Here is a 21710-nt window from a genome sequence, read left to right as displayed (position 1 = left end):
TGTTTAAAATATATCACATTTTGCCGGATTAGCCTAGCAACTCTTATTAGCTAATGAAGATTTTTCACTAATATATAAAAAATTATTGCTTGCATTATATTACAAGACAAATACACACGTAAAGGCATCAAAGCCTCGCGTGTGTATTTGGGGATATTATGCTTCGATTACTTCTGAAACGAAGTTCAACTGATCATTTACTAAAGATACGTGAACCAATGAATTCGGAAGGATACTACCTTTGATAATTAATTTAGCCAATGGCGTTTCAACTTCTCTAGTAATGAATCTCATTAATGGTCTTGCACCGTAAATTGGATCATAGCCATTTTCAGCGAGCCATAGAGCAGCGTCTTCGTCTAATGTCAATTGAATATCTTGATAGCCTAAGCGAGTCTGCAATTGACCTAACATCTTGTAAACAATCTGTCCCATATGTTGACGTGAAAGTGGTGTAAACATCACGATATCATCGACTCTGTTTAAGAATTCTGGTTTAAAATGTTGTCTCAATAACGCTCTTACTTGATTTTGAGTATTTTCTTCGATATGCCCTTCATCATTCACACCTTCTAATAGTAAATGTGAACCGATGTTACTTGTCATAATCAGCACAGTATTTTTGAAATCAACAACACGCCCTTTAGAGTCGGTTAAACGACCATCGTCTAACACCTGTAATAAGACATTAAATACATCTGGATGGGCTTTTTCAACTTCATCTAAAAGTACAATCGAATAAGGGTTACGTCTAACAGCTTCAGTTAATTGTCCACCTTCTTCATATCCAATGTAACCAGGAGGTGCTCCAATTAAACGAGACACATTGTGTTTCTCCATATACTCAGACATATCAATTCTCACCATATGATTTTCATCATCGAATAAAACTTCCGCTAAAGATTTGGCTAGTTCAGTTTTTCCGACCCCGGTTGGACCTAAGAATAAGAAGGATCCTATCGGTCTATTCGGATTTTGGAGTCCAGCACGTGAACGTAAGACGGCTTCTGTTACTTTCTCAACTGCTTCATCTTGACCAATCACACGTTTATGTAAGGTTTCATCTAGGCGTAGTAACTTGTCTCTTTCACCTTCAACTAAACGAGTCACTGGAATTCCAGTTAATCTTCCAACAACTTTCGCAATTTCTTCGTCAGTCACACGTTCTTGGGTGAGACGAGTGACTTCTTTGGCTTCTTCAGAAGCTTCTATTTCTTTTAATTCCTTTTCTAGTTGTGGGATTCGACCATGACGCATTTCTGCAGCTTTTTCTAAATTATAATCTGCTTCTGCTTCTTCTAATGTACGACGAGCCTCTTCCAAAGCTTGACGTTTATCACGAATAGCATTCATGGATTCTTTTTCAACTTCCCAACGTAATTTCAGGTTATTCGCTTCTTCGCGTAACTCGGCCAATTCCTCTTGAATAAGTTCTAATCGTTTTTTACTCGCATCATCGTTTTCTTTTTTCAAAGCAGCTTCTTCGATTTCGAGTTGCATTAAACGACGCGTCACTGTATCCATTTCAGTTGGCATCGAGTTCATTTCAACTCTGATAGTTGCACATGCCTCATCAACTAAATCAATGGCTTTATCTGGTAAAAAACGATCTGTAATATAGCGATCAGAAAGTGTAGCCGCCGCAACCAAAGCATTGTCATGGATATTCACCCCGTGGTGAATTTCATAGCGTTCTTTCAACCCTCGTAAAATACTAATCGTATCTTCCACTGTCGGTTCTTGAACGATGACACGTTGGAATCGACGCTCTAATGCTTTATCTTTTTCAATATTTTCGCGGTACTCATCTAGAGTGGTGGCTCCGATACAATGTAACTCTCCTCTTGCAAGCATAGGTTTCAGAATATTCCCTGCATCCATTGAACCTTCTGTTTTTCCAGCGCCCACAATAGTATGAATTTCATCAATGAATAATAAGATACGTCCTTGTGATTGTTTCACTTCTTTAAGAACAGCTTTTAGACGTTCTTCAAATTCTCCACGGTATTTCGCTCCAGCGATAAGAGAGCCCATATCCAAACTATAAATTTCTTTATCTTTTAGGTTCTCTGGCACATCTTTACGTACGATTCGGTGGGCTAACCCTTCAACAATAGCAGTTTTACCCACTCCGGGCTCCCCTATTAGAACTGGGTTGTTTTTAGATTTACGTGAGAGAATGCGGATAACATCGCGAATTTCTTCGTCACGTCCAATGACGGGATCTAATTTATTCTGTTTAACTGCTTCATTTAAATTAATGGCATATTTAGCTAAAGACTCGTAAGTTTCTTCTTGGTTTGCTGAAGTCACACGGTCTCCCCCTCTCAATTCTTTAATTCTTTCATTTAATTTATTCTTAGTTAACCCATTTTCTAGTAAAAACTTCGTTAATGGATTATTTTTCTGTTCAAATAAAGCTAACATAAATACTTCTGTCGCCAAATACTCATCTTGAAATTCACTGGCTATTTTATTTGCTTCAGATAATAGCTGCTGAAATCTTTGGCTAAACTGTTGTCCATATTGAACATTTGCTCCTGACACAGTAGGTAATTGATCAATTTCGTTTTCTACCAATGTTTTGAATTCGCTCAGCGGCACATTTAACTCTTCATATAAATTATAAGCAAAATGATCCGGTTGCAAAAAGACAAGCCACAAATGCGGTATGTCAATTTGTTGTTGCTGACGTGTTATTGCGATTTGCTGTGCTTCACCTATCGCAGTTTGCATTGTTGTTGTAAATTTATCAATCACAGTTTCACAACCTTTCATTTATCCGTTTAGTCATTAGTCAAAATTGGTCAATTAGTTTTGACCAAAAAGTAAGCTCTTTACGAGCTACCTATAGTATATACCCTTGGTCAGGAAAGGTCAATGCATATTTTAGTCCTTTTTTGAAAAAATGAGACCTTACTTCCTGGGGAAATAAGGTCTTCGTTTTAAAAATTGAGATGGTCTCGTTCTTTAGTTTTAGCAACTTTACGCCAATCTAGAAAACCTGCGTCTAATGCGCGCAACAGGGCTTCTGCTGTACTAACATTTGTGGCCAATGGAATTTCATAGACATCCGACAGTCGCAATAAAGCAGATATATCTGGTTCATGTGCTTGCGGCGTTAATGGATCTCGGATAAAACAAACCAAATCAATTTTATTGTCAGAAATATAAGCACCTATCTGTTGGTCCCCGCCTAATGGTCCTGATTTAAAACGGTGAACTTTTAAGTCAGTCGCCTCGATGATTCTTTGACCAGTGGTTCCTGTCGCAAACAAGGTATGTTCTGCTAGTACTTCACGGTATGCAATCGCTAAATTAACTATATCGTCTTTCTTTTTATCATGTGCAATTAAAGCAATATTCATTCTACACCTCTTCATTGACTTTGTTACTTCAATCTAACCACATATTGTTGTCTCCTGCAATCTTTTTGTATAGGCTTTCAAATATGAACAGAAAAAAACACCAAGCGCTGTCTTTGGGCTGAAAGTTTCAGGGCTTGGTGGTTTTACCGGTCATAGCAGCAAATAATGGACTGAATTCATTAACTAGTAGACTAAAAAGAGGTTGTGAATCATACTAAATTATGTGGTGGTTAGTATGCGCTACTATGAGGTTAAAGGAACTATAACAAAGATTTATTAATTGATTATTAACTAAAATGTTTTTTAGAAAATTCGTGTTTTTATTCGTATTCTGTTAAAATAAAACGGATAATATGGGAGGTAGTATTTTGACTTTAACAGTAGCATTAGAAAGAAACTTCGGTTATTCGACTTTTAGACCGGGACAAGAGGATATCATTTCTGCTTTGATGCAAGATCAAGATGTTCTTGGCGTCTTACCGACTGGTGGAGGAAAATCCGTTTGTTATCAATTACCTGCTATATTGAAAGCTGGTTTAACAATTGTAATCTCCCCTTTGATCTCCTTAATGCATGATCAAATTGATTCTTTGAAACAACATGGTATTTCAGCTGATTTCATTAATTCTTCTCTAACTCAACAAGAATATTCTGAAATTCGTTACCGCTTGCGTCAAGGGGGGGTGAAACTGTTATATATCGCGCCTGAACGTTTAGAAAACCAATTTTTTGTTAATGAAATTTCTAGATTACCAATATCGATGATCGCTGTTGACGAAGCACACTGCGTGTCTCAATGGGGGCATGATTTCCGTCAAAGCTATCGCCAAATCAGCTCTTTCATAGACGCATTGCCTCATCGTCCTACCATAGCAGCTTTTACGGCTACAGCTACCGAATTGGTGAGAGGCGATATAATTGAACAGTTACAATTAACTGAACCAAACGTATTCATCAATTCTTTTGATCGGCCTAACATTAAGTTTACAGTTAAAGAGCCTTCAAATAAAATGCAAGAGTTAAAAGATTATTTGAAAGATGCAGAAGATTCCACGATTATCTATGCTCAAACTCGTAAAAATGTCGATCAAATTCACGAGCATTTATTGAAAAGTGGCCATTCGGTCGCCAAATATCATGCTGGTTTATCAGCACAAGTGCGTGCAAATGCTCAAGATGATTTCATTTACGATCGTGCGAAAATTATGATCGCAACCAATGCTTTTGGGATGGGAATCGATAAGACTGACGTGCGAAAGGTGATTCATTATAATATGCCAACTGATTTAGAGGGCTACTATCAAGAAGCCGGACGTGCTGGACGTGATGGTTTAGAATCTGAAGCAATTCTATTATTTGGGAAGCAAGATATTGTTTCAAGTAAGTTTTTAATTGAAAACAGTCAGGACCCTACAAGTATTTCACGTTTAGATACGATGATTCAATACGCTAACCATACCTCTTGCTTACGTCGCTTTATTTTGAATTATTTCGGGGAGAATAGGCAAGTCGATTGTATGAACTGCTCTAGTTGCTTAAGTGAATTTACTACGGTCGAAGTCACTAGAGAAGCCCAAATGGTATTGTCTTGTATCGTACGTATGAAACATAGTTTCGGTATGACAATGATTACGAATGTCTTGCGAGGGAGTAAGGAAAAGAAATTACTAGATTGGGATTTTGATGAATTATCCACTTATGGTCTTCTCAAACATAAATCAGAGTCTTTCGTAAAAAATGTTATTTCCCTTCTGCTGGCCAATCATTACTTAAATTTAAACCAACATAAAGGGCTTGAGCTCACTAGTCGAGCACAAGCTTTGTTAAAAGGCGACGAACAGTTGATGATGAAAAAACAAGTTGATTCTGCACGCAACAGTTCGAGACGTAATGTTTTTGTCACTATCTCAGCAGAAGATCCTGATTTATATGAAGCACTACGTGTTTTACGCAATGACCTTGCAAGCGAAGCAGGTATGCCTTCTTATATCATCTTCAATAACAAAAGTTTAGTGGATATGGCAAATAAAAAACCCACGACTTATCAAGCCTTCCTAGAAGTTGATGGCGTCGGTTCTGTTAAGGCTGATAATTATTGGAAAGTTTTCACAGATTTAATTAAAAAATACGAAGCCAAGTCTTAGCACTTGGCTTTTTCTGATTTTTGGTTGATGGTTTTTGGTTGATAGTTTTTTTCGCGTGTGAATCGGGTTGAAGCTACAAAAGCTGAACTCGCCGTCACGGCCAGGGGCAAAATTGGTGCTCGCCGTTACGGCCAGGGGCAAAATTGGTATTCGCCGTTACGGCCAGGTGCAAAAATGGAACTCGCCGTCACGGCCAGGGGCAAAAATGCTACTCGCCGTCACGGCCAGGGGCAAAATTGGTATTCGCCGTCACGGCCAGGGGCAAAAATTGGTATTCGCCGTTACGGCCAGGGGCAAAAATGGTATTCGCCGTTACGGCCAGGGGCAAAAATGGTATTCGCCGTTACGGCCAGGGGCAAAATTGGTATTCGCCGTTACGGCCAGGGGCAAAAATGGAACTCGCCGTCACGGCCAGGGGCAAAAATGCTACTCGCCGTCACGGCCAGGGGCAAAAATGGTATTCGCCCTCACGGCCAGGGGCAAAAATGGAACTCGCCGTCACGGCCAGGGGAAAAATTGGTATTCGCCGTCACGGCCAGGGGCAAAATTGGTATTCGCCGTTACGGCCAGGGGCAAAAATGCTACTCGCCGTCACGGCCAGGGGCAAAATTGGTATTCGCCGTTACGGCCAGGGGCAAAAATGGTATTCGCCGTTACGGCCAGGGGCAAATATTGAGTCATCGTATTTTATGCGGTGAATCTTTATCTTTGTAGTGAAAAATATTGTGACTGAATTGATCCTTAAAAGATAGATTATTGTTTTTGTATGAATGTTTTGTTGAATTACGGATGAAGTGTTTATTCATTACTTTTATTATTGAATAGACGTTTAACATACCTCCAGACAGTTGCCAGGCCTTATACGGATTCAGCCCCTCATAAGGCAACAGAATCCCTAGCGCACATATTAGTCGCAATGTTGCTTTCTCCTTCCCTTCACAAAAACCACACTCCTTACAAATGATATAATAACGTGTCACTTCTAAATTAAACTCTCGACAACGCTCACAGTAAAGTCCTTTCTTTAAGTTTATAAATCGCTCTTCCGATAGGGAATACCGACGGTTATCAATTTTATGCATTGCCCGTAATTTCATGGCTTCATCTCTAAAATCACGATTAAAAACAGCTGGAAGATTAGCGAGTCTTTCACATTCAAACCGTAAGTCACGATAAAATTGCAGGAGCTTGGCATTTTTTAGATAGGGAATGTCTGAGACGCCTTCCTCAATGTTAACTGTATCTTCCTCATTAATAAACACAACATAGTACTGCAATTCTCTTAAAGCTGAAAATTGTCTTGCCACATGCTCAAAAATACTCCTGCTTCGCTCAACTTGCTTAAAGACATCATGAAATTGTACAATTCCATTAACAGTTAGCTTCTTGTCCGAAAATTGATAGGCTGCTCGATAATTCTTAACTTCAAAACAAATCCAACCAACTTCACAAATTAATACAGCATCCAGTTGAATCTCACCCGCTTTTGTTTGCAGACGTAAATCAAACACCCACTCCCAACTAGCCGCTGACTCTCTTTGGGAAATTTGTGAAAACTTCACTTCCCCTTCATGTCCACATTCTTTCCAATAATAATCTTTTGCCTCTTGCTCTAACAAAGCCTCTCTATTATTGAGTTCTGACAACCACATATGTTGTTGCGACATCTTCACACACATTAATTTAACCTCCCATATTAACTTACTACTATTAAATACGTAAATTAATGTCAAATATGTTTTTGTCAGACCAATCTTTAGAAAATATTAAGAAACAGGCCACTGACAATCAGTAGCCTGTTTCTTTAAAATCAAATATATTATTAGTTTATCTAACCAGAAAAGCCAAGCGCTATTCTTGCATATCGACTCATACGGTCTGGTTGCCAAGGTGGATAAAATGATAATTCTAACTTAACCTCGTCCACTTCGGCCAATGCCTTTACAGTACGATCAACTTCATCAAAAATCACATCTGCCAATGGACAAGCCGGTGTTGTCAGTGTCATCAAGACATAAGCTACATTATTTTCACGATATTCCACATCATAAACTAAACCTAAGTTGACAATATCTATTCCTAATTCTGGATCAATCACTAATTCCAGTTGTTCAATAATCCGTTGTTTCATCTCTTGCTCAGCACTCAGATTAAAATCATCACTTGATTCTGGTATGCTCTCTGGTAAATCAGTCATCAGAATACTCCTCTCAAAATAGTCTCCTGTTTACTTTATCACAAAAGAAGGCATAGGGGTAGAGGGATAAATTGGTTCGAAACCTAAGATTCTGTTATAATCGTAAAGAATATAACAAAAGGAGATTGATTATGCAGCAACAACTCATCGCTATCGATTTAGATGGCACCACACTAAATGATAAATCACAATTAAGTCGCTTAACGATTCGAACATTACGACTGTTAAGCGAGCAAGGACATCTAATTTCGATTGTGACTGGACGACCTTTTCGTAATAGTTCCGATTTATACCGCCAACTGAATATTCAGGCTCCGATGGTCAACTTTAATGGCGCCCTCTGTCATTTCCCTGGACAGCCCAACTGGCTGCCATACTATCATCAAGACTTGGATCGTGAGATTGCATTTGAACTGTTTGCCAATCAAGAGAAGTTGGAAATTGAATTATTGATGGCTGAAGGTCGCGACAGATTATATACAACTTCACTTCAATTACCAGATAGTCCCTACTATCCGGTTGATTTAGCAAACGTCGATAAACTATCACGCGAATCATTGACTTTTAACCCGACAGCTTTGACTATATTTTCAGCTGAAGAAAAGCAAAAGACCATCGAACAGAATATTAATCAAGCCTATGGCGATTACGTGTCTGTGCGTACATGGGGAGGCGAACTTCCTGTATTGGAAGTGGTTCATAAAGGCATTAACAAAGCAATTGGTGTCCAAAGAATTGCAGAGTTTTACCGAATTCCTCAAGCAAAAATCATCGCTTTCGGCGATGAGGAAAACGACTTAGAAATGTTGCAATTTGCTGGAGTGGGTGTCGCAATGAAAAATGGTCGTTCAACTGTCAAAGCAGTATCGAACGAAGAAACAGAATATACTAATGATGAAGACGGCTTAGCCCGTCACTTGATTGAACGATTTTCATTAGACATTCCTGTTGAAGCAATCGTCGAAAAGTAATCACCGTTCAAAATAGGTCTGACTGTAGAGCATGCTCCACAGTCAGACCTATTCTTTTTTATTTATACTGTCTCAATCACTTCTGTTTTTTCGGCTTCATGGTCAATCAATGCAACTTCTTTACGCAAAGACTTTTGTTGATCGCGAGATAAAAAACGACCTGAAACTTTTGTCGACTGAATCATATTGATGAAGGCACTTGGATCTGCTTCAGTCACCGCTATTTGTAAATCATGAATTTCATAACGGTTAACAACAACCATTACGACATCACGCTTATCTTTAGAATAACCACCTTGGCCTTCTAAGATTGTTGCCCCACGCACAATTCGCTTAAAGATGGAAGCAATCACTTCGTCGGTTCGGTTCGTCACGATAAAGGCAGTCAATACCTGTTCGTTTGTATGAATCGTATCGACGACACGTGAACCCACATAAATCGAAATTAACGTATATAGGGCAAACTCCCAACCAAATAAAAGCCCCGCTGCTCCCATGACAAAGAGATTAATAATGAAAGATAAGGAGCCGACATTCATTCCGGTCATTCTTGAAATAAGTACAGAAACAATATCCATACCTCCTGAAGACATACCGACCTTAATAGTTAAGCCCCCACCGAGTCCAGAAATCACGCCACCCATTATCGCATTTAATAACGGATTCTCAGATATACCAGCAATTGGCAGAGTATTTGCGGAAATTGTTGTCCCTACAACGACTAATAGTGACATGATTGTAAACGTTCTTCCTAAACGATAATAACTTAAGATAATCAATGGTATATTTAGAAGAAAGTTTAAGTTACCAGTGGTCAAAAGAGTCGCAAAAGCAGTCTTATTTGTATAATAGCTAATTAATTGTGCGATTCCAGTCACACCACTACTATAGATATTCCCTGGAATTAAAAAAACATTTAATGCAAAACCATAACTGATTGATGCGAAGACGACCACTACTAATTGTAGAACTGTATTCGCCCATGGTTTTTCTGATATTAACCGATTTAACACGACACCTTCTCCTCTATATCAATTTAAGTCTTAGATTGGAGTTTAATTTCTCTTTGCTGATTCACCTAATTCTGCTACTAATTGAGGCTGTAAGCCTTTTGCGATGGCAGAACCTAAGACAATTGTATCATATAGGGGTCTTGGATCCGTGCCAATACGCAGTAATGAGCGCAAGAAAACTTCTCCATCTCCCGCAAGGAATAAACCATAATAACCTGTTTTCATTTCATTTAAATCATTAATGACCTCTAATGCCTTGCCACGTGCATTATAATCGCGCAACATGTGTATGTGACGGTAAATAATTTGAGCATCACTATACGATTTATCAGTATTCTGAATAATCACTTCTACGATTAACGCGGTCTCTTTTGTTACTCTAAATTGAAAACGATAGAGATGATGTCCATTTTCAATTTCTTTATAAGAAGAAGGTAATTTCTTTTCAGTTAATAAAGCTTCAAAATCTTGTTTAAATTGTGACATGCTAAAACCCCATTTTCAACATATTTTGGACAAAATACATCCTTTATAAGTATAACAAATAAAGCACTATAATAAAACCAAACTCAAAAATTGTGCTATATGGAATTTTTAGTGTTTTTATAAGAAAGAGATGTTACCGGTAACATCTTTATATGGTATGATTGTCATAATGAAAATATGATGAGAAACAGATTTAATCGCGAAGATAAAGGAGCGTTTTAAAAATGACACAAGCCCAAGCAACTTCTAGTCAGGACCAGCGGATGGATGCTTTAATCGAAATCATTAACCTTGAAGCCATCCAACAATTACCGAAAGCTACTGAACACTTCATCAGTGATTTACACGGTGAATTTGAAGCCTTTGACCATATATTACGTAACTGCTCAGGCGTCATTAGTTTAAAAGTAAATGAACTATTTGATACTCAACTGACTGAAGCAGAACAAAAGGAACTTTGTTTTTACATATATTACCCTGAAGATTTATTAGCCACTGTTGAAAAAAGCAATGCCGAGTGGTATCAATTACTCGACCATTTGGTTCAAGTTACCCGCTTTGTCTCAACAAAGTATACACGGTCTAAAGTACGTAAAGCTTTGCCTCAAGCATATGCCTATATTTTAGAAGAATTATTATACCAATATGACGAGACGGATAATAAAGAAGAATATTATAAGTCGATTTACGTAACAATCGTCGATCTTGATTTAGCGAATAATTTTGCGATTGTGCTGGCTAATCTAATTCAACGTTTTGTCGTGGACCACTTACATGTCTTGGGAGATATCTACGACCGTGGGCCGGATCCTGATAAAATTATGGATAAGTTAATGGACGTCCCTTCTTTAGATATCCAGTTAGGAAACCATGACTTGATTTGGATTGGTGCGTATAGTGGATCAATCGCTTGTTTATGTAATGTTTTGAGAATCACGTTGCGCTATGGGCATACTGAGTTGATGGACACATACGCTATTGATTTATCAAGATTAGCCAAGTACGGTGAACGTTACTATTCAGACAATCCATCCTTTCGACCTAAAGGTGATCAATCACACTTATCCGAACAAGAGGCATTAGATATTACACGGATGCACCAAGCAATTTCAATTATGCAATTCAAAGTTGAGGGGGAAATCATTAAACGACGTCCAGAATTTAATATGGAGGACCGTTTATTATTTGATAAATTATCCCAGGACCGTCAAACTCTAACAGTTAACGGTAAGGATTATCCTTTAGAAAATAGTTGCTTCCAAAAAGTCTATGAAGAAGACCCTTACGAGCTTACATTAGGTGAAGAGTTAGTATTGCGTGATTTATTACACCAATTCCAAAGTTCTGAATCACTACAAAAACACATTGACTTTTTAGTGACTCAAGGCACACTCTATTTAACTTATAATGGGAACTTATTATTCCACGGCTGCATCCCTTGTACGCCTGAGGGGGAACTGCTTGAAGTAACATTTGAAGGAGAAACTTTTAAAGGTCGCGCTTTAATGGATTACTTTACGCAAGCCATTTATAAAGCTTACGAACAGCCAAATGTTTATGATGATTTCGCAACAGATGTCGTTTGGTATTTATGGTGCGGAGAAGCTTCCAACCTATTTGGAAAGAAAACAATGAAAACTTTCGAACGTTATTTCTCTAACGATAAAACATTGCATGACGAAGCTAAAAACGCCTATTATGAGTTACGTTCAGACGAAGCTTTCTGTGTGAAGTTACTTGAAGAATTTGGTCTAGCGTCAGATGGCTATATTATCAATGGTCACACACCTGTTAAAACAATCAAAGGTGAATTGCCGATAAAAGCGAGTGGGAAAATGCTCGTCATTGATGGTGGACTAGCAAAGCCTTATCAGAAAGAAACAGGTATCGCTGGCTATACGCTTGTTGACAATTCTCACGAGGTCTATTTAGTGGCACATCAACCCTTCACGACGAAAGAAGATGCGATTGCCAACTATCGTGATATTCTACCTACTCAAGAAATTGTTGCCCATCGCAACAAACGCGCTAAAGTTTTAAATACTGACATTGGAAAAGGTCTGGTTCAACAAGCCAACCGACTACGCTATTCTTGGGGACACGATGAAAGACCGGATATTAACTTAAGTTAATATGTTCAATGACACTCCAACTCTTCTTTAAGAGAAAAGTTGGAGTGTCATTTGATTTTATACACATTTATATTTTTTTTCAAACAGAAAAAGAAGCTAAGGACTGCGATAGAATCGCAACTCTTAGCTTCTTTGAATTCTGAATTATCTTCCGCGTTCTTTAATTCTGGCAGCTTTACCAGATAGAGCACGAATGTAGTATAATTTAGCACGACGAACTTTACCTTTACGAATAACTTCTAATTTAGCTACACGTGGAGTATGTACAGGGAATGTACGTTCTACACCAACACCGTTAGAAATTTTACGAACAGTATAAGACTCGCTGATACCAGCACCACGACGTTTAATTACTAAACCTTCGAATAATTGGATACGTTCACGTTCGCCTTCCACGATCATTGCGTGTACACGAACAGTATCTCCAGGGCGGAAATCAGGAACATCGTTACGTAACTGAGTTGAAGTAATTGTTTCAATTAATTTACTCATGTTTTTATCTCCTTTCAACAAACATTCTTAAATAGATAAGCTACTTAGCGGAATATCGTTAGTTAAGGTCTCTCGACCACTTTTTCTATTATACTAGAATAAAACAACTTGTAAAGGCTTTTTACTTGATTTAGTAAATTTTCTCACCAGAATACTTCCAAAAATAATTCTTCTGCTGATTACTACAGGACTGTCAGTTATATTTGGTCAGTGGAATTCTTATTTTGTTTAAATTCTTCTAACCAAGCTATTTCTTGTGGCGATAAATCGGCCTGCGCAAGTAAATCAGGTCGACGTTCAAACGTACGACGAATCGCTTCCTTACGTTGCCACAGTTCAATGTTGCCGTGATGCCCACTTAAGAGGATTTCCGGAACTTCTTGACCACGAAATTCTCGCGGGCGTGTATATTGAGGGTGCTCCAATAGATTATTCTGATGCGATTCATTGACAATCGATTCCGCATTTCCGACCACTTCTGGGATTAATCTGACCGTCGCATCAACCATAACCATCGTTGGTAATTCGCCATTGGTCAGCACGTAATCGCCTAATGATACCTCGTCGGTCACGTAGTTTCTCACTCTTTCATCAAAGCCCTCATAGTGGCCACAAATAAAGACAAGTTGTGAGGCAGTGGACCATTCTTGGGCAATTTCTTGCGAGAACGGTACACCTGTTGGATCCATTAAAATAATCCGCGCATCATCGGCTGGTTGAATCGACTCTAAGGTTTCCACAATCGGTGGAACTTGTAGCAACATACCAGCGCCCCCACCATACGGATAATCATCGACATGGCCATGTTTGTTGACAGCGAATTGTCTGAAATCATGGGTCTTAAATTCAATGATACCCTTTTCTTGTGCTGAACCCATCAAGGATTGATTCATCGGACCGAACATCTCTGGAAAAAGCGTTAAAACATCAATCTTCATCATCAACTAAGCCATCCATTAGTTCAACCAATACTTCGCCGGTTTCAAGGTTAACTGATTTAATTACGTCTTCAATATACGGTAATAGAATATCTTTTTTCTTAGAATTTTGATGTTTGACTACCCAGACATCGTTCGATCCTAGGGCTAAAATCTCTTTGATTACCCCTAACTCGCGTCCATCCGTCGTCTTAACAGTTAAACCAATAATTTGATGTTGATAAAATTCATCTTCAGGTAATTCACCTTGCTCAGATGCATCAATGACTAACCAACCATTCTTGAAATGTTCAATCTGGTTGATATTATCATATTCATCAAACCCAATTGAATAAGTACCTTTATTTATATGTGAAGATGACACCGTAACTTCAGCAATTATCTGGTCATCCTTCATGACTTTCAGCTTCTGCCCCACTTTAAATCGCTCATCTTCGAAATCTGTTTCTGAAATTACTTTTATTTGGCCACGCACGCCAAATGTATTTACAATGCGCGCAATCTTTATATCCGTCATTATTCTGCCTCACTTTTCTCAAATTCTTTTCTAGTATACCAAAATTTTATCGCATTTCACACTGCTAGTCTTCTAGTAGGACGATTGCTTGACTTTTGTATTGATTTTAAAAGGTCCATTCAATTGAATGCGCTTTCTTTTTTTGGTAAACTTAGCCTATAAACTAAGAAAGAGGTAAATTGCCTATGAAAAAAAGCTTAAAAGTTTTATTACTGTCAGGTGTCACTCTCTTAATGGTTGCATGTATGGATCCACAAGAAGAACCTACAACGGAAGTGAGTTCTGCAGAAACGACAGAACTTGTCGAAGAATCGGTTGAATCGGTCGAATCGGTTGAGGAAGAAGAAAGTTTAGCAGAGGATGCAAATAGTGAATCGTCAGACGCAGAATCTGAAGTCGCGTCAGAAGATAACTCAGAGTCGAGCGATTCAAATGAAGCAACTAGCGACGAAGTGGGTGATGACCAATCGGCAGCTTCAGACGATGTTGAAAGTACGGAATCAGAAGTAGCGGATGACGAAGAAAGCACTGAATCTGATGAGGCAGACGTTTCAGACGAAGCAGTTGAAGACGCGACAGTTGAGATTGCCCCAGTTGTCGTGGAAATGATTAACCAAGACGGCGACTCAATGGGAACGGCTACGTTTGAAGAAGCAGCAAATGGCGTTATTTTAAGCTTGGAACTGGAAGGTCTAGAAGAAGGCGAATACGGCTTCCATATTCATGAATACGGAAAAGCAACAGCGCCAACATTTATGGATGCACTGGGACATTTCAATCCAACAGGAACCAGTCACGGCATTCATGCTGAAGGCGGTCCGCACATTGGCGACTTCCCTAACTTAATCGTTGGCAAAGATGGCAAAGTTAACATCGTCTTAGTTGTATCAAATGTTTCATTAGATCCTGAAGCACCTTATACATTAAGAACGGAGAATGGTACATCCTTAATTATTCATGAAGGTGCCGATGATTATGAAACTCAGCCAATTGGAACTGCTGGTTACGGTATGATTGGTGGTGTCATTTTTGCACCAATGAGTGAAGAGTCGCCCGCAACAGATGATGAAACGAGCGAGGTTTCTGACGAAGAAAGTTCGAATGCAGAATCAGAGTCTGAAGCAGCGACAGACTCTGAAAGTTCTGAAACAGACAATACAGACACCGAGTCTTCAAACACAAGTTCGGTTGACGAGGCAACTGAATCGGAGTCTAACTCCGAGGAATAAGTGTCATATTTTGGATAAAATAAAAGGGACTTCGTTTTTAGACGAGGTCCCTTTTAGTGTTAAATTAAAAATGTTGACCGGAATAGAAATCCTCTGGCAACATATCTTCAAAAATCACACGAATTGCTTGACGGTCCGCAAATTCGCTGTCTTCCATTAAATCAATAATTTCTTTAGCTAACTTCGCCTTTTGTTCTTCTGTGCGGCCAGCTTTTAATTGGATTCTTACATATGGCATACTATTTATCTCCTTTTAATCAATTACTTTAAACTGAATCGTTTCTAAAGTTGAATACACAATCTCTACGTCATCGCCTACTTCAAGTAAAACTGCCGAGGACATGCCACCAGTCATAATGGGTACACCAGTTGGGACTGGTTTGCCCACTTTAGCCAGATGTTTCGCCAGTTCAACAATCGCTAAAGCTGGATGGCCGAGGACGTCTCTGCCACTGCCTTCAACCGCAAGCTTGCCATTGACCTTGATGGCGACCTTTTCTGTTACTAAATCTAATTGATCGACTGAAAATTTTTCAATCCCAAAAATCGCACCACTCGCCGATGTATTATCTGCAATCACATCAGTTAGTGTAAAATCAAAATTCAAATACCGACTATCAATGACTTCCGCACAACTTAAGACATAGTCTGTATTCTTTAAAACATCCTCAACAGTGACGTCACCTGATAATTCCTGCTTCATCACAAACGCAATTTCTGGTTCAATTTTCGGATGAATATAATCCGATAAACTAATCGTCCTTTTTTTTCCAACATATCGCCAAAAATGTAACCGACAATCGGCGAATCGACGCCCATTTGATCCCACTTCGCTTTTGAAGTCAAACCCATTTTCGGTGCGTAAAGTGATTGACCATCTGCCTCACGTAATCTTAAAACTTCTTTTTGAATCAAATACGCCTCATCAACCGTTAAATCAGGCCATATTTCTTCCGTTAACTTCACAATCTCGCGCTTAAATTTCTCGCCGTCATAAACATACCGAGCTGCATCTTTAAACCTCATTGAATCCATATTATGCCTACTCTCTATCTCTTCAATCAAATTTTAGCCAACAAGACACTATCTATTATACGCATTTATTGAAAAATAACCCCTAACGTTGCTCAGAGAAGAACGACTTGTTCCACCAGTCACAACAAACTCATTAAAAGATAATCACCGGCATTCCTGTATCGACTAAATCAAACAGATTTGGCATTACAGAGGTTGGAATATTAATACAGCCGTTCGAACCTGCATAAGTCCAAACGTCACCGCCGAAAGTGCCTTGCCAAGACGCATCATGAATCCCCATGCCTTCCCAGTCAAACGGAACCCAGTAATTAACCGGAGTCGCATAGTCTTTATCACGTTGCGGATTGTAACCTTTCAAAACGGCGTCTGTCTCTTTGTAAAGTATATTCCAAGCGCCTGGAATAGTTTCCATCAACGGTGGCAAACCGGTCACAACCTCAGTTGATAAAGCCAATTCACCGTCCAAGTAGACATACAACATTTGATGATCAAGATCGATTTCCACATGACTATTCCCAATATCATCTTTTTCTTTAATATCATTTGTGTAAATATTGCCTGTATAATGTGGTTCACGTTTGACTGTCTCACCGGCATAGATTTCAGCGATTAAAGCGGCTACCTCCGTTTCAAAATCAAAGGTCCAACCATAAATTTGCGGATCAATTGTGACGACACCTTGTAAAGTCGATTGGAAATCGCGGTATTGATGCAAAGAAGCATATTCTGCATCCAATTCTGAGATGTAAGTCCAAACACTCGCTTCATCTAAAAGCGCTTCGCCAGCTTCGTCAAAATATATCCATTTTTCAATTTCAGTTTGAGGAATCGTGACCTCTTCACCTGACATAGTATAAGTGATTTGTGTATCAGAAAGTTGTTTGATTTGTGTTATTTTATTGACGATTGCTTCGTTAGCCTGAGTTATTTCGGGTTGAATATAATACTGACTCAATTCAAGACTTGATTCTTTATTCTGAACTGCGTCGATGATACCTTGTTTTAAAGCATTCATATCGAGTTGTGTCCCAACAACTTCCTCTTGAAGATAGTAGCCTTGTTCGTCATTATATTCGACCGAAGCATTCTGGCTTGAGCTTCGATTTTCTTGATTAATTCCAATAATTTCTAGCTCATTTTCCAAAACCTCTTGGTCAATAGGCATGTCATTTAGTTTGTCACTTAAAATCATGTTCTGCTGAACCAAGCCTCTGCTCCACATAAAGGCATCTTGTTCAGATAATGCATGATCTAATTCGACTGAAGGATCAAAATCGGGATATAATTTACTCAACTCGATTTGTCCAAATTCAGTGTCATTTTCTAACAGAATTAGGCGATTCTTCGACAATTCCTTTTGAATATGTTGTTTAGCATCTGCTAGGGTCATATGACTAATATTGCTACCTGCATAGAGCGTATTCGCCTGGAAACGACCACTATAAAAAATCATACCTATTAAATATACTAATCCAATTAAACTTAGAGCTATCATGAGTGGTTTCTTAAATCGCTTCATAAGCAAAGGCCTCCTATTCATTCTTTTAGATTAGTTTATCAAGTAATTATGAAGAAATAATTAAGATTGATGGAAATATATAAGAGTTTTAGGTAAAAAGTAAATAAATAGGTTCATCGACAATTGCCGCAAATTTTCGAAGGATAAGATATCCTTCGACCTGTTAGCAAAGTGAAGCAATCGACATCCACGTGAGCTAAAAAGAGTACAACATCAAGCTAACGCTTACCAATAAAATCAGAATGGTAGTCAGGAATGGATTGGGAATTCCCACTCATAATATAAACAAACTCGATGATACCAACATGAGTGGCAGCACCGAGAATATATTATAGCCGCTTGATCAACTACCTATAATTTCTTCGCTTCACGTATAATCGCATCGACCGCTTGTTCTACAAGCTCAAACTTAGTTGCTAAATTCATGCGAATATAGCCTTCATAGCCCTGGCCAAACCATTCGCCGTAATCAATCGCAACACCACAACTATTCTGCATAAAATCGATAATATCGTTACCTTTGAGAATCGGATTTAAGTCAATAAACATCAAGTAAGTCCCTTGCAATGGACTGATAGTTATTTCCGGAAAGGCTGCCTGTAACTTCATTTTAGCTTGTATATAATTGTCCGAAATAATCTCCTTAACTGACTCCAGCCATTCAGCACCATCTGTATAAACTGCCTCAGTAGCGATCACGCCGAATAGATTAGCCTCAGTTTGAATCATCGTGGCTGCAAAGGAATCATATGCTTGTCTTAAGTCTGCATTAGGAATCAGAATGTTTGAATGGCCTAAAGCAGCTAAATTAAAGGATTTAGAGGCCGAGTTTGCGGTAATGATTCGATCACTGTACTTCCCGTCTGCAACTCTCGCCGATGGGATATGACGACTATCATCATAGGTGAAGTCTTGATGAATTTCATCAGAGATAATTAGAACGTCGTGTTTTTCGCAAATTTCAAACAAACGCATTTGTTCGTCTTCACTCCAGACACGGCCGGTTGGATTGTGCGGTGAACAATGGATAAATACTTTTGCATCGTTTGCGATAATTGCTTCTTCAAAAGCATCAAAATCAATACTAAAGACATTTTCTTCATTCACTAAATCGACAGTAATTAATTGTCGCCCCGTATCACGAACGGCATTGTGGAAAGGATAGTATACGGGCGTTAAAATAACTACTGCATCATTTGGCTTAGTATAAACATGCATAAAGTAGTATAAAGCTTGTACAATCCCGGGTGTAAATCGAAGCCATTCTTGATCAATTTCAAAATTAAAGCGCTTTTTCATCCAACTACTGTAGGCAACAAAATATGAATCTGGAACTAATGAATAACCATAAACCCCATGATCTAAACGTTCTTTAAAGGCTTCAGTAATCGCATCCGCCACTTTGAAATCCATGTCTGCGACCCATAAAGGAAGTAAATTTTCACCTTCAAACCGTTGGTCGACTAAGTCCCATTTCAAAGAGTTCGTTCCTTTACGATCGGTATAATAACGTTCAATAAAAGTTGCTGTATCCATAGTCACGTCTCCTCCTGATAAATTATCATTTTCTCAATTATAGCCTACCAGATGTCAATCAGTAAAGTCAGCTATGCGTTTCCATTATTCATTAAATAAGCTTTAGCGCTTGATTTAAATCCGTGATTAAATCCTCTGCCTCTTCTAGACCGATGGATAGGCGAAGTAAATCTGGAGTTAAGCCATACGCTTCACGTAACTCTTTAGGGATATCCGCATGCGTTTGAGTGGTTGGATAAGTTATTAAACTCTCTACTCCACCCAAACTTTCAGCATAAGTGAATAATTCCAAGGCTTCTAGAAAGGGGCCGACCGCCGCTTCAGATTGCAAGCGAATACTAATCATCGACCCTTTGCCAGCAAATAGAACATCTTTAACCGCTGAATGCTCACGTAAAGCGGTCACAACTTTAAAGGCTGTTTCTTCTTGACGATCAACTCTTAAAGGTAGTGTCTTTAGGCTTCGTATAAACAACCAACTATCAAAGGGGGATAAAGTTGGGCCGGTTGTATTGGCCAACCATTCTAAACGTTCACCTAATTCCGGGACATTTGTCACTACGACTCCCGCCAGAATATCATTATGCCCCGTTAAGTATTTCGTGCCTGAGTGAATAACAATTTGTGCCCCGTCATCTAAGGGTCTTTGTCTCAGAGGTGTCAATAATGTATTGTCTACAATTAATGTTGCCTTGATTTGTTGCGTCCACCCGCCTATTTCTTTTAGATCGACTTCTTGCATCAAGGGATTAGTCGGAGTTTCAATGAAGACTGCTGTCACAGAATTAGTTAGCTGAATCTTCAAATTTTCCAAATCAGTATAATATATAAAATTTGCGACTCCCAGTCTTTCTAATTCCGTGAAATAACGGTAAGTGCCACCATATAAATCGCGTGAAACTAAAAACGTACTACCTGGATCAAATAACTGAAAAACTAATTGAATGGCACTCATCCCAGAACTTGTCGCAAATGCATGACTACCACCTTCTAATTTGGCTAAACCTGCTTCAAGGACTGCGCGAGTCGGGTTCTTCGTGCGTGTATAATCAAAGCCCGTACTAGATCCAAGGCCTGGGTGAGCATACGTTGTCGAAAGGTGAATCGGTAAACTAATTGCGCCTGTTGCGGCGTCTTGTCGGTTACCTAATTGAGCTAAGTCGGTTGATAAATGTGTCATGAAATGCCTCCTAAAGTTTTCTATCGAGTTGGGCTAAGCCACTCAAATCATATAATGTATGTTGGTATGTTTCATTCAACCAATTGTTATAAAGTAAATAACCATGACTTTTCCAGCTATTAATCGGTTGTTTTTCTGGATCATCCTCTGGATAATAACCATTTGGGATTGCTTGCTCGAGTCCCCGACTAATATCGCGATCATACTCTTGTTTTAATGTTTGACGGTCATATTCCAAATGCCCTAAAGCGTATAAATCCCGTTGATCACTCGTCGTTAGAATATCAGGGCCAAACGTCTCATGAGCGGTTAGAACTCTTATTTCACTTCTTTGCTTAATTGTGTCCCAATCGACTGATACGTGCCTAGATTGCGGAACCGCATACGTATCATCGAAGCCCCGCAAATAAGGATGATCCGCTTGAATCGTCTGGTAATCAAAGACGCCAAAGAGTTTATTTTCGAGCCGTATTCGATCAATCTTATGGTCATAATTCAGTGCATAAAGAGCTGCCCAGCAGATGAAAAGTCGCGAGTAGACATGCGTTTGTGACCAGCGCATGATATCATCAAGTTCTTTAATATAATCAATCGCCTGATATTCAAGGTGCTCAACCGGCGCGCCTGTCACAATCATGCCATCATAATACTCCTCCTGAACCTCAGCGAAATGTTTATAGAATTGCCGTAAATAGCTGGTCGACGTATGTTGACTGGTGTGAGTTTTAGTATAAAGAAAGTCAACATCAATTTGCAGGGCAGTATTGCCTAAAAGTCTCAATAAATGGAGTTCTGTCGCTTCCTTGTTAGGCATTAGATTTACAATCAAAATCCGAAGCGGTCGAATATCCTGTTTGATAGCGCGAGCATGTTCTATCGTGTAAACCTGTTCTTCTTTTAAATGTTTGCGGACTGGTAGGCCTTCAATAATTTTTATTGGCACGTTTAAG

At 38.9% G+C, this 21710-nt stretch carries 21 protein-coding genes; 5 read left to right on the top strand and 16 right to left on the bottom strand.

The genetic code is table 11. The features are described from left to right. Positions 1 to 156: 156 nt before the first annotated feature. Together clpB and ACTQ45_RS02355 are read right to left on the bottom strand one after the other, a co-directional pair. On the bottom strand, positions 157 to 2778 hold the full coding sequence (gene clpB / locus ACTQ45_RS02360) for an ATP-dependent chaperone ClpB (RefSeq protein WP_441750359.1): 2622 nt from the start codon (positions 2776 to 2778) through the stop codon (positions 157 to 159). Positions 2779 to 2945: 167 nt separating this feature from the next. Then, on the bottom strand, positions 2946 to 3368 hold the full coding sequence (locus tag ACTQ45_RS02355; protein WP_441750358.1) for a methylglyoxal synthase: 423 nt from the start codon (positions 3366 to 3368) through the stop codon (positions 2946 to 2948). A gap of 368 nt (positions 3369 to 3736) precedes the next feature. On the opposite strand from ACTQ45_RS02355, the gene recQ reads away from it, so the two are divergent. Beyond that, the gene (recQ, locus tag ACTQ45_RS02350) at positions 3737 to 5512 is read left to right on the top strand and encodes a DNA helicase RecQ (protein ID WP_441762845.1); all 1776 of its coding nucleotides are present in this window, start codon (positions 3737 to 3739) and stop codon (positions 5510 to 5512) included. Between the two features lie 57 nt (positions 5513 to 5569). Continuing rightward, positions 5570 to 6226, top strand: coding sequence for a hypothetical protein (locus ACTQ45_RS02345; RefSeq protein ID WP_441762844.1), 657 nt, complete (start codon positions 5570 to 5572; stop codon positions 6224 to 6226). On the opposite strand, the gene ACTQ45_RS02340 is transcribed toward ACTQ45_RS02345, so the two are convergent. Then, positions 6190 to 7191 carry a nuclease-related domain-containing protein gene (locus ACTQ45_RS02340; protein WP_441762843.1) on the bottom strand — a complete coding sequence of 334 codons (1002 nt, stop codon included), beginning with the start codon at positions 7189 to 7191 and terminating at the stop codon, positions 6190 to 6192. The genes ACTQ45_RS02345 and ACTQ45_RS02340 overlap by 37 nt on opposite strands. A gap of 152 nt (positions 7192 to 7343) precedes the next feature. Further along, complete coding sequence (locus ACTQ45_RS02335; RefSeq protein WP_441762842.1) at positions 7344 to 7709, bottom strand: metal-sulfur cluster assembly factor; 366 nt, start codon at positions 7707 to 7709, stop codon at positions 7344 to 7346. Positions 7710 to 7840: 131 nt separating this feature from the next. Here ACTQ45_RS02335 and ACTQ45_RS02330 point away from each other — a divergent pair, with 131 nt between their 5' ends. Continuing rightward, entirely contained in the window at positions 7841 to 8680 is an 840-nt protein-coding gene (locus ACTQ45_RS02330; protein WP_441750352.1) for a Cof-type HAD-IIB family hydrolase, read from the top strand. A gap of 62 nt (positions 8681 to 8742) precedes the next feature. On the opposite strand, the gene ACTQ45_RS02325 is transcribed toward ACTQ45_RS02330, so the two are convergent. Continuing rightward, positions 8743 to 9693 (bottom strand): YitT family protein, encoded by a 951-nt coding sequence (locus tag ACTQ45_RS02325; RefSeq protein WP_441750351.1) that lies wholly within the window; start codon positions 9691 to 9693, stop codon positions 8743 to 8745. A 42-nt stretch (positions 9694 to 9735) separates the two neighbouring features. Beyond that, on the bottom strand, positions 9736 to 10179 hold the full coding sequence (locus ACTQ45_RS02320; RefSeq protein ID WP_441762841.1) for a hypothetical protein: 444 nt from the start codon (positions 10177 to 10179) through the stop codon (positions 9736 to 9738). A gap of 224 nt (positions 10180 to 10403) precedes the next feature. Here ACTQ45_RS02320 and ACTQ45_RS02315 point away from each other — a divergent pair, with 224 nt between their 5' ends. Next, a complete protein-coding gene (locus tag ACTQ45_RS02315; protein WP_441762840.1) occupies positions 10404 to 12311 on the top strand; it encodes a fructose-1,6-bisphosphatase in 1908 nt (635 codons plus the stop codon). A gap of 144 nt (positions 12312 to 12455) precedes the next feature. Here the strand turns inward: ACTQ45_RS02315 and rplS are convergent, their stop codons facing one another. The 3 genes from rplS to rimM form a co-directional block, all read right to left on the bottom strand. Beyond that, positions 12456 to 12803, bottom strand: coding sequence for a 50S ribosomal protein L19 (gene rplS / locus ACTQ45_RS02310; RefSeq protein ID WP_441750331.1), 348 nt, complete (start codon positions 12801 to 12803; stop codon positions 12456 to 12458). Between the two features lie 197 nt (positions 12804 to 13000). Further along, positions 13001 to 13741 carry a tRNA (guanosine(37)-N1)-methyltransferase TrmD gene (gene trmD / locus ACTQ45_RS02305; protein ID WP_441763024.1) on the bottom strand — a complete coding sequence of 247 codons (741 nt, stop codon included), beginning with the start codon at positions 13739 to 13741 and terminating at the stop codon, positions 13001 to 13003. Further along, positions 13731 to 14258 carry a ribosome maturation factor RimM gene (gene rimM / locus ACTQ45_RS02300; RefSeq protein ID WP_441750330.1) on the bottom strand — a complete coding sequence of 176 codons (528 nt, stop codon included), beginning with the start codon at positions 14256 to 14258 and terminating at the stop codon, positions 13731 to 13733. Before rimM ends, trmD begins: the two co-directional genes overlap by 11 nt. Before the next feature lie 185 nt (positions 14259 to 14443). Here rimM and ACTQ45_RS02295 point away from each other — a divergent pair, with 185 nt between their 5' ends. Beyond that, positions 14444 to 15487, top strand: coding sequence for a superoxide dismutase family protein (locus ACTQ45_RS02295; protein ID WP_441750329.1), 1044 nt, complete (start codon positions 14444 to 14446; stop codon positions 15485 to 15487). Between the two features lie 64 nt (positions 15488 to 15551). Here the strand turns inward: ACTQ45_RS02295 and ACTQ45_RS02290 are convergent, their stop codons facing one another. The 7 genes from ACTQ45_RS02290 to ACTQ45_RS02260 form a co-directional block, all read right to left on the bottom strand. Further along, positions 15552 to 15725 (bottom strand): tautomerase family protein, encoded by a 174-nt coding sequence (locus ACTQ45_RS02290; RefSeq protein WP_441750328.1) that lies wholly within the window; start codon positions 15723 to 15725, stop codon positions 15552 to 15554. Between the two features lie 15 nt (positions 15726 to 15740). Beyond that, the gene (locus ACTQ45_RS02285; protein WP_441762839.1) at positions 15741 to 16190 is read right to left on the bottom strand and encodes a 2-keto-4-pentenoate hydratase; all 450 of its coding nucleotides are present in this window, start codon (positions 16188 to 16190) and stop codon (positions 15741 to 15743) included. After that, positions 16190 to 16522 carry a hypothetical protein gene (locus tag ACTQ45_RS02280; protein WP_441750326.1) on the bottom strand — a complete coding sequence of 111 codons (333 nt, stop codon included), beginning with the start codon at positions 16520 to 16522 and terminating at the stop codon, positions 16190 to 16192. Before ACTQ45_RS02280 ends, ACTQ45_RS02285 begins: the two co-directional genes overlap by 1 nt. Before the next feature lie 133 nt (positions 16523 to 16655). Further along, positions 16656 to 18044, bottom strand: coding sequence for a L,D-transpeptidase family protein (locus ACTQ45_RS02275; RefSeq protein ID WP_441750325.1), 1389 nt, complete (start codon positions 18042 to 18044; stop codon positions 16656 to 16658). 351 nt (positions 18045 to 18395) lie between these two features. After that, positions 18396 to 19580, bottom strand: coding sequence for a MalY/PatB family protein (locus ACTQ45_RS02270; protein WP_441750324.1), 1185 nt, complete (start codon positions 19578 to 19580; stop codon positions 18396 to 18398). Positions 19581 to 19671: 91 nt separating this feature from the next. After that, positions 19672 to 20760, bottom strand: coding sequence for a PLP-dependent transferase (locus ACTQ45_RS02265; protein WP_441762838.1), 1089 nt, complete (start codon positions 20758 to 20760; stop codon positions 19672 to 19674). A gap of 10 nt (positions 20761 to 20770) precedes the next feature. After that, on the bottom strand, positions 20771 to 21703 hold the full coding sequence (locus ACTQ45_RS02260; RefSeq protein ID WP_441750322.1) for a homoserine O-succinyltransferase: 933 nt from the start codon (positions 21701 to 21703) through the stop codon (positions 20771 to 20773). Positions 21704 to 21710: the final 7 nt, after the last annotated feature.

Source organism: Fundicoccus sp. Sow4_D5 (assembly GCF_052116365.1).
In the GTDB taxonomy this organism is placed as follows: domain Bacteria; phylum Bacillota; class Bacilli; order Lactobacillales; family Aerococcaceae; genus Fundicoccus.
Note: the sequence above shows the minus strand (reverse complement) of the source record. Positions and strands in the feature narration are given on the sequence as shown.

What these genes read in the sequence shown, in the direction of transcription:
- clpB (WP_441750359.1), bottom strand. Translation starts at nt 2,778, where the DNA reads ATGAAAGGTTGTGAAACTGTGATTGATAAATTTACAACAACAATGCAA.
- ACTQ45_RS02355 (WP_441750358.1), bottom strand. Translation starts at nt 3,368, where the DNA reads ATGAATATTGCTTTAATTGCACATGATAAAAAGAAAGACGATATAGTT.
- ACTQ45_RS02340 (WP_441762843.1), bottom strand. Translation starts at nt 7,191, where the DNA reads ATGTGTGTGAAGATGTCGCAACAACATATGTGGTTGTCAGAACTCAAT.
- ACTQ45_RS02335 (WP_441762842.1), bottom strand. Translation starts at nt 7,709, where the DNA reads ATGACTGATTTACCAGAGAGCATACCAGAATCAAGTGATGATTTTAAT.
- ACTQ45_RS02330 (WP_441750352.1), top strand. Translation starts at nt 7,841, where the DNA reads ATGCAGCAACAACTCATCGCTATCGATTTAGATGGCACCACACTAAAT.
- ACTQ45_RS02320 (WP_441762841.1), bottom strand. Translation starts at nt 10,179, where the DNA reads ATGTCACAATTTAAACAAGATTTTGAAGCTTTATTAACTGAAAAGAAA.
- ACTQ45_RS02315 (WP_441762840.1), top strand. Translation starts at nt 10,404, where the DNA reads ATGACACAAGCCCAAGCAACTTCTAGTCAGGACCAGCGGATGGATGCT.
- rplS (WP_441750331.1), bottom strand. Translation starts at nt 12,803, where the DNA reads ATGAGTAAATTAATTGAAACAATTACTTCAACTCAGTTACGTAACGAT.
- trmD (WP_441763024.1), bottom strand. Translation starts at nt 13,741, where the DNA reads ATGAAGATTGATGTTTTAACGCTTTTTCCAGAGATGTTCGGTCCGATG.
- rimM (WP_441750330.1), bottom strand. Translation starts at nt 14,258, where the DNA reads ATGACGGATATAAAGATTGCGCGCATTGTAAATACATTTGGCGTGCGT.
- ACTQ45_RS02295 (WP_441750329.1), top strand. Translation starts at nt 14,444, where the DNA reads ATGAAAAAAAGCTTAAAAGTTTTATTACTGTCAGGTGTCACTCTCTTA.
- ACTQ45_RS02290 (WP_441750328.1), bottom strand. Translation starts at nt 15,725, where the DNA reads ATGCCATATGTAAGAATCCAATTAAAAGCTGGCCGCACAGAAGAACAA.
- ACTQ45_RS02285 (WP_441762839.1), bottom strand. Translation starts at nt 16,190, where the DNA reads ATGAAGCAGGAATTATCAGGTGACGTCACTGTTGAGGATGTTTTAAAG.
- ACTQ45_RS02280 (WP_441750326.1), bottom strand. Translation starts at nt 16,522, where the DNA reads ATGGATTCAATGAGGTTTAAAGATGCAGCTCGGTATGTTTATGACGGC.
- ACTQ45_RS02275 (WP_441750325.1), bottom strand. Translation starts at nt 18,044, where the DNA reads ATGAAGCGATTTAAGAAACCACTCATGATAGCTCTAAGTTTAATTGGA.
- ACTQ45_RS02270 (WP_441750324.1), bottom strand. Translation starts at nt 19,580, where the DNA reads ATGGATACAGCAACTTTTATTGAACGTTATTATACCGATCGTAAAGGA.
- ACTQ45_RS02265 (WP_441762838.1), bottom strand. Translation starts at nt 20,760, where the DNA reads ATGACACATTTATCAACCGACTTAGCTCAATTAGGTAACCGACAAGAC.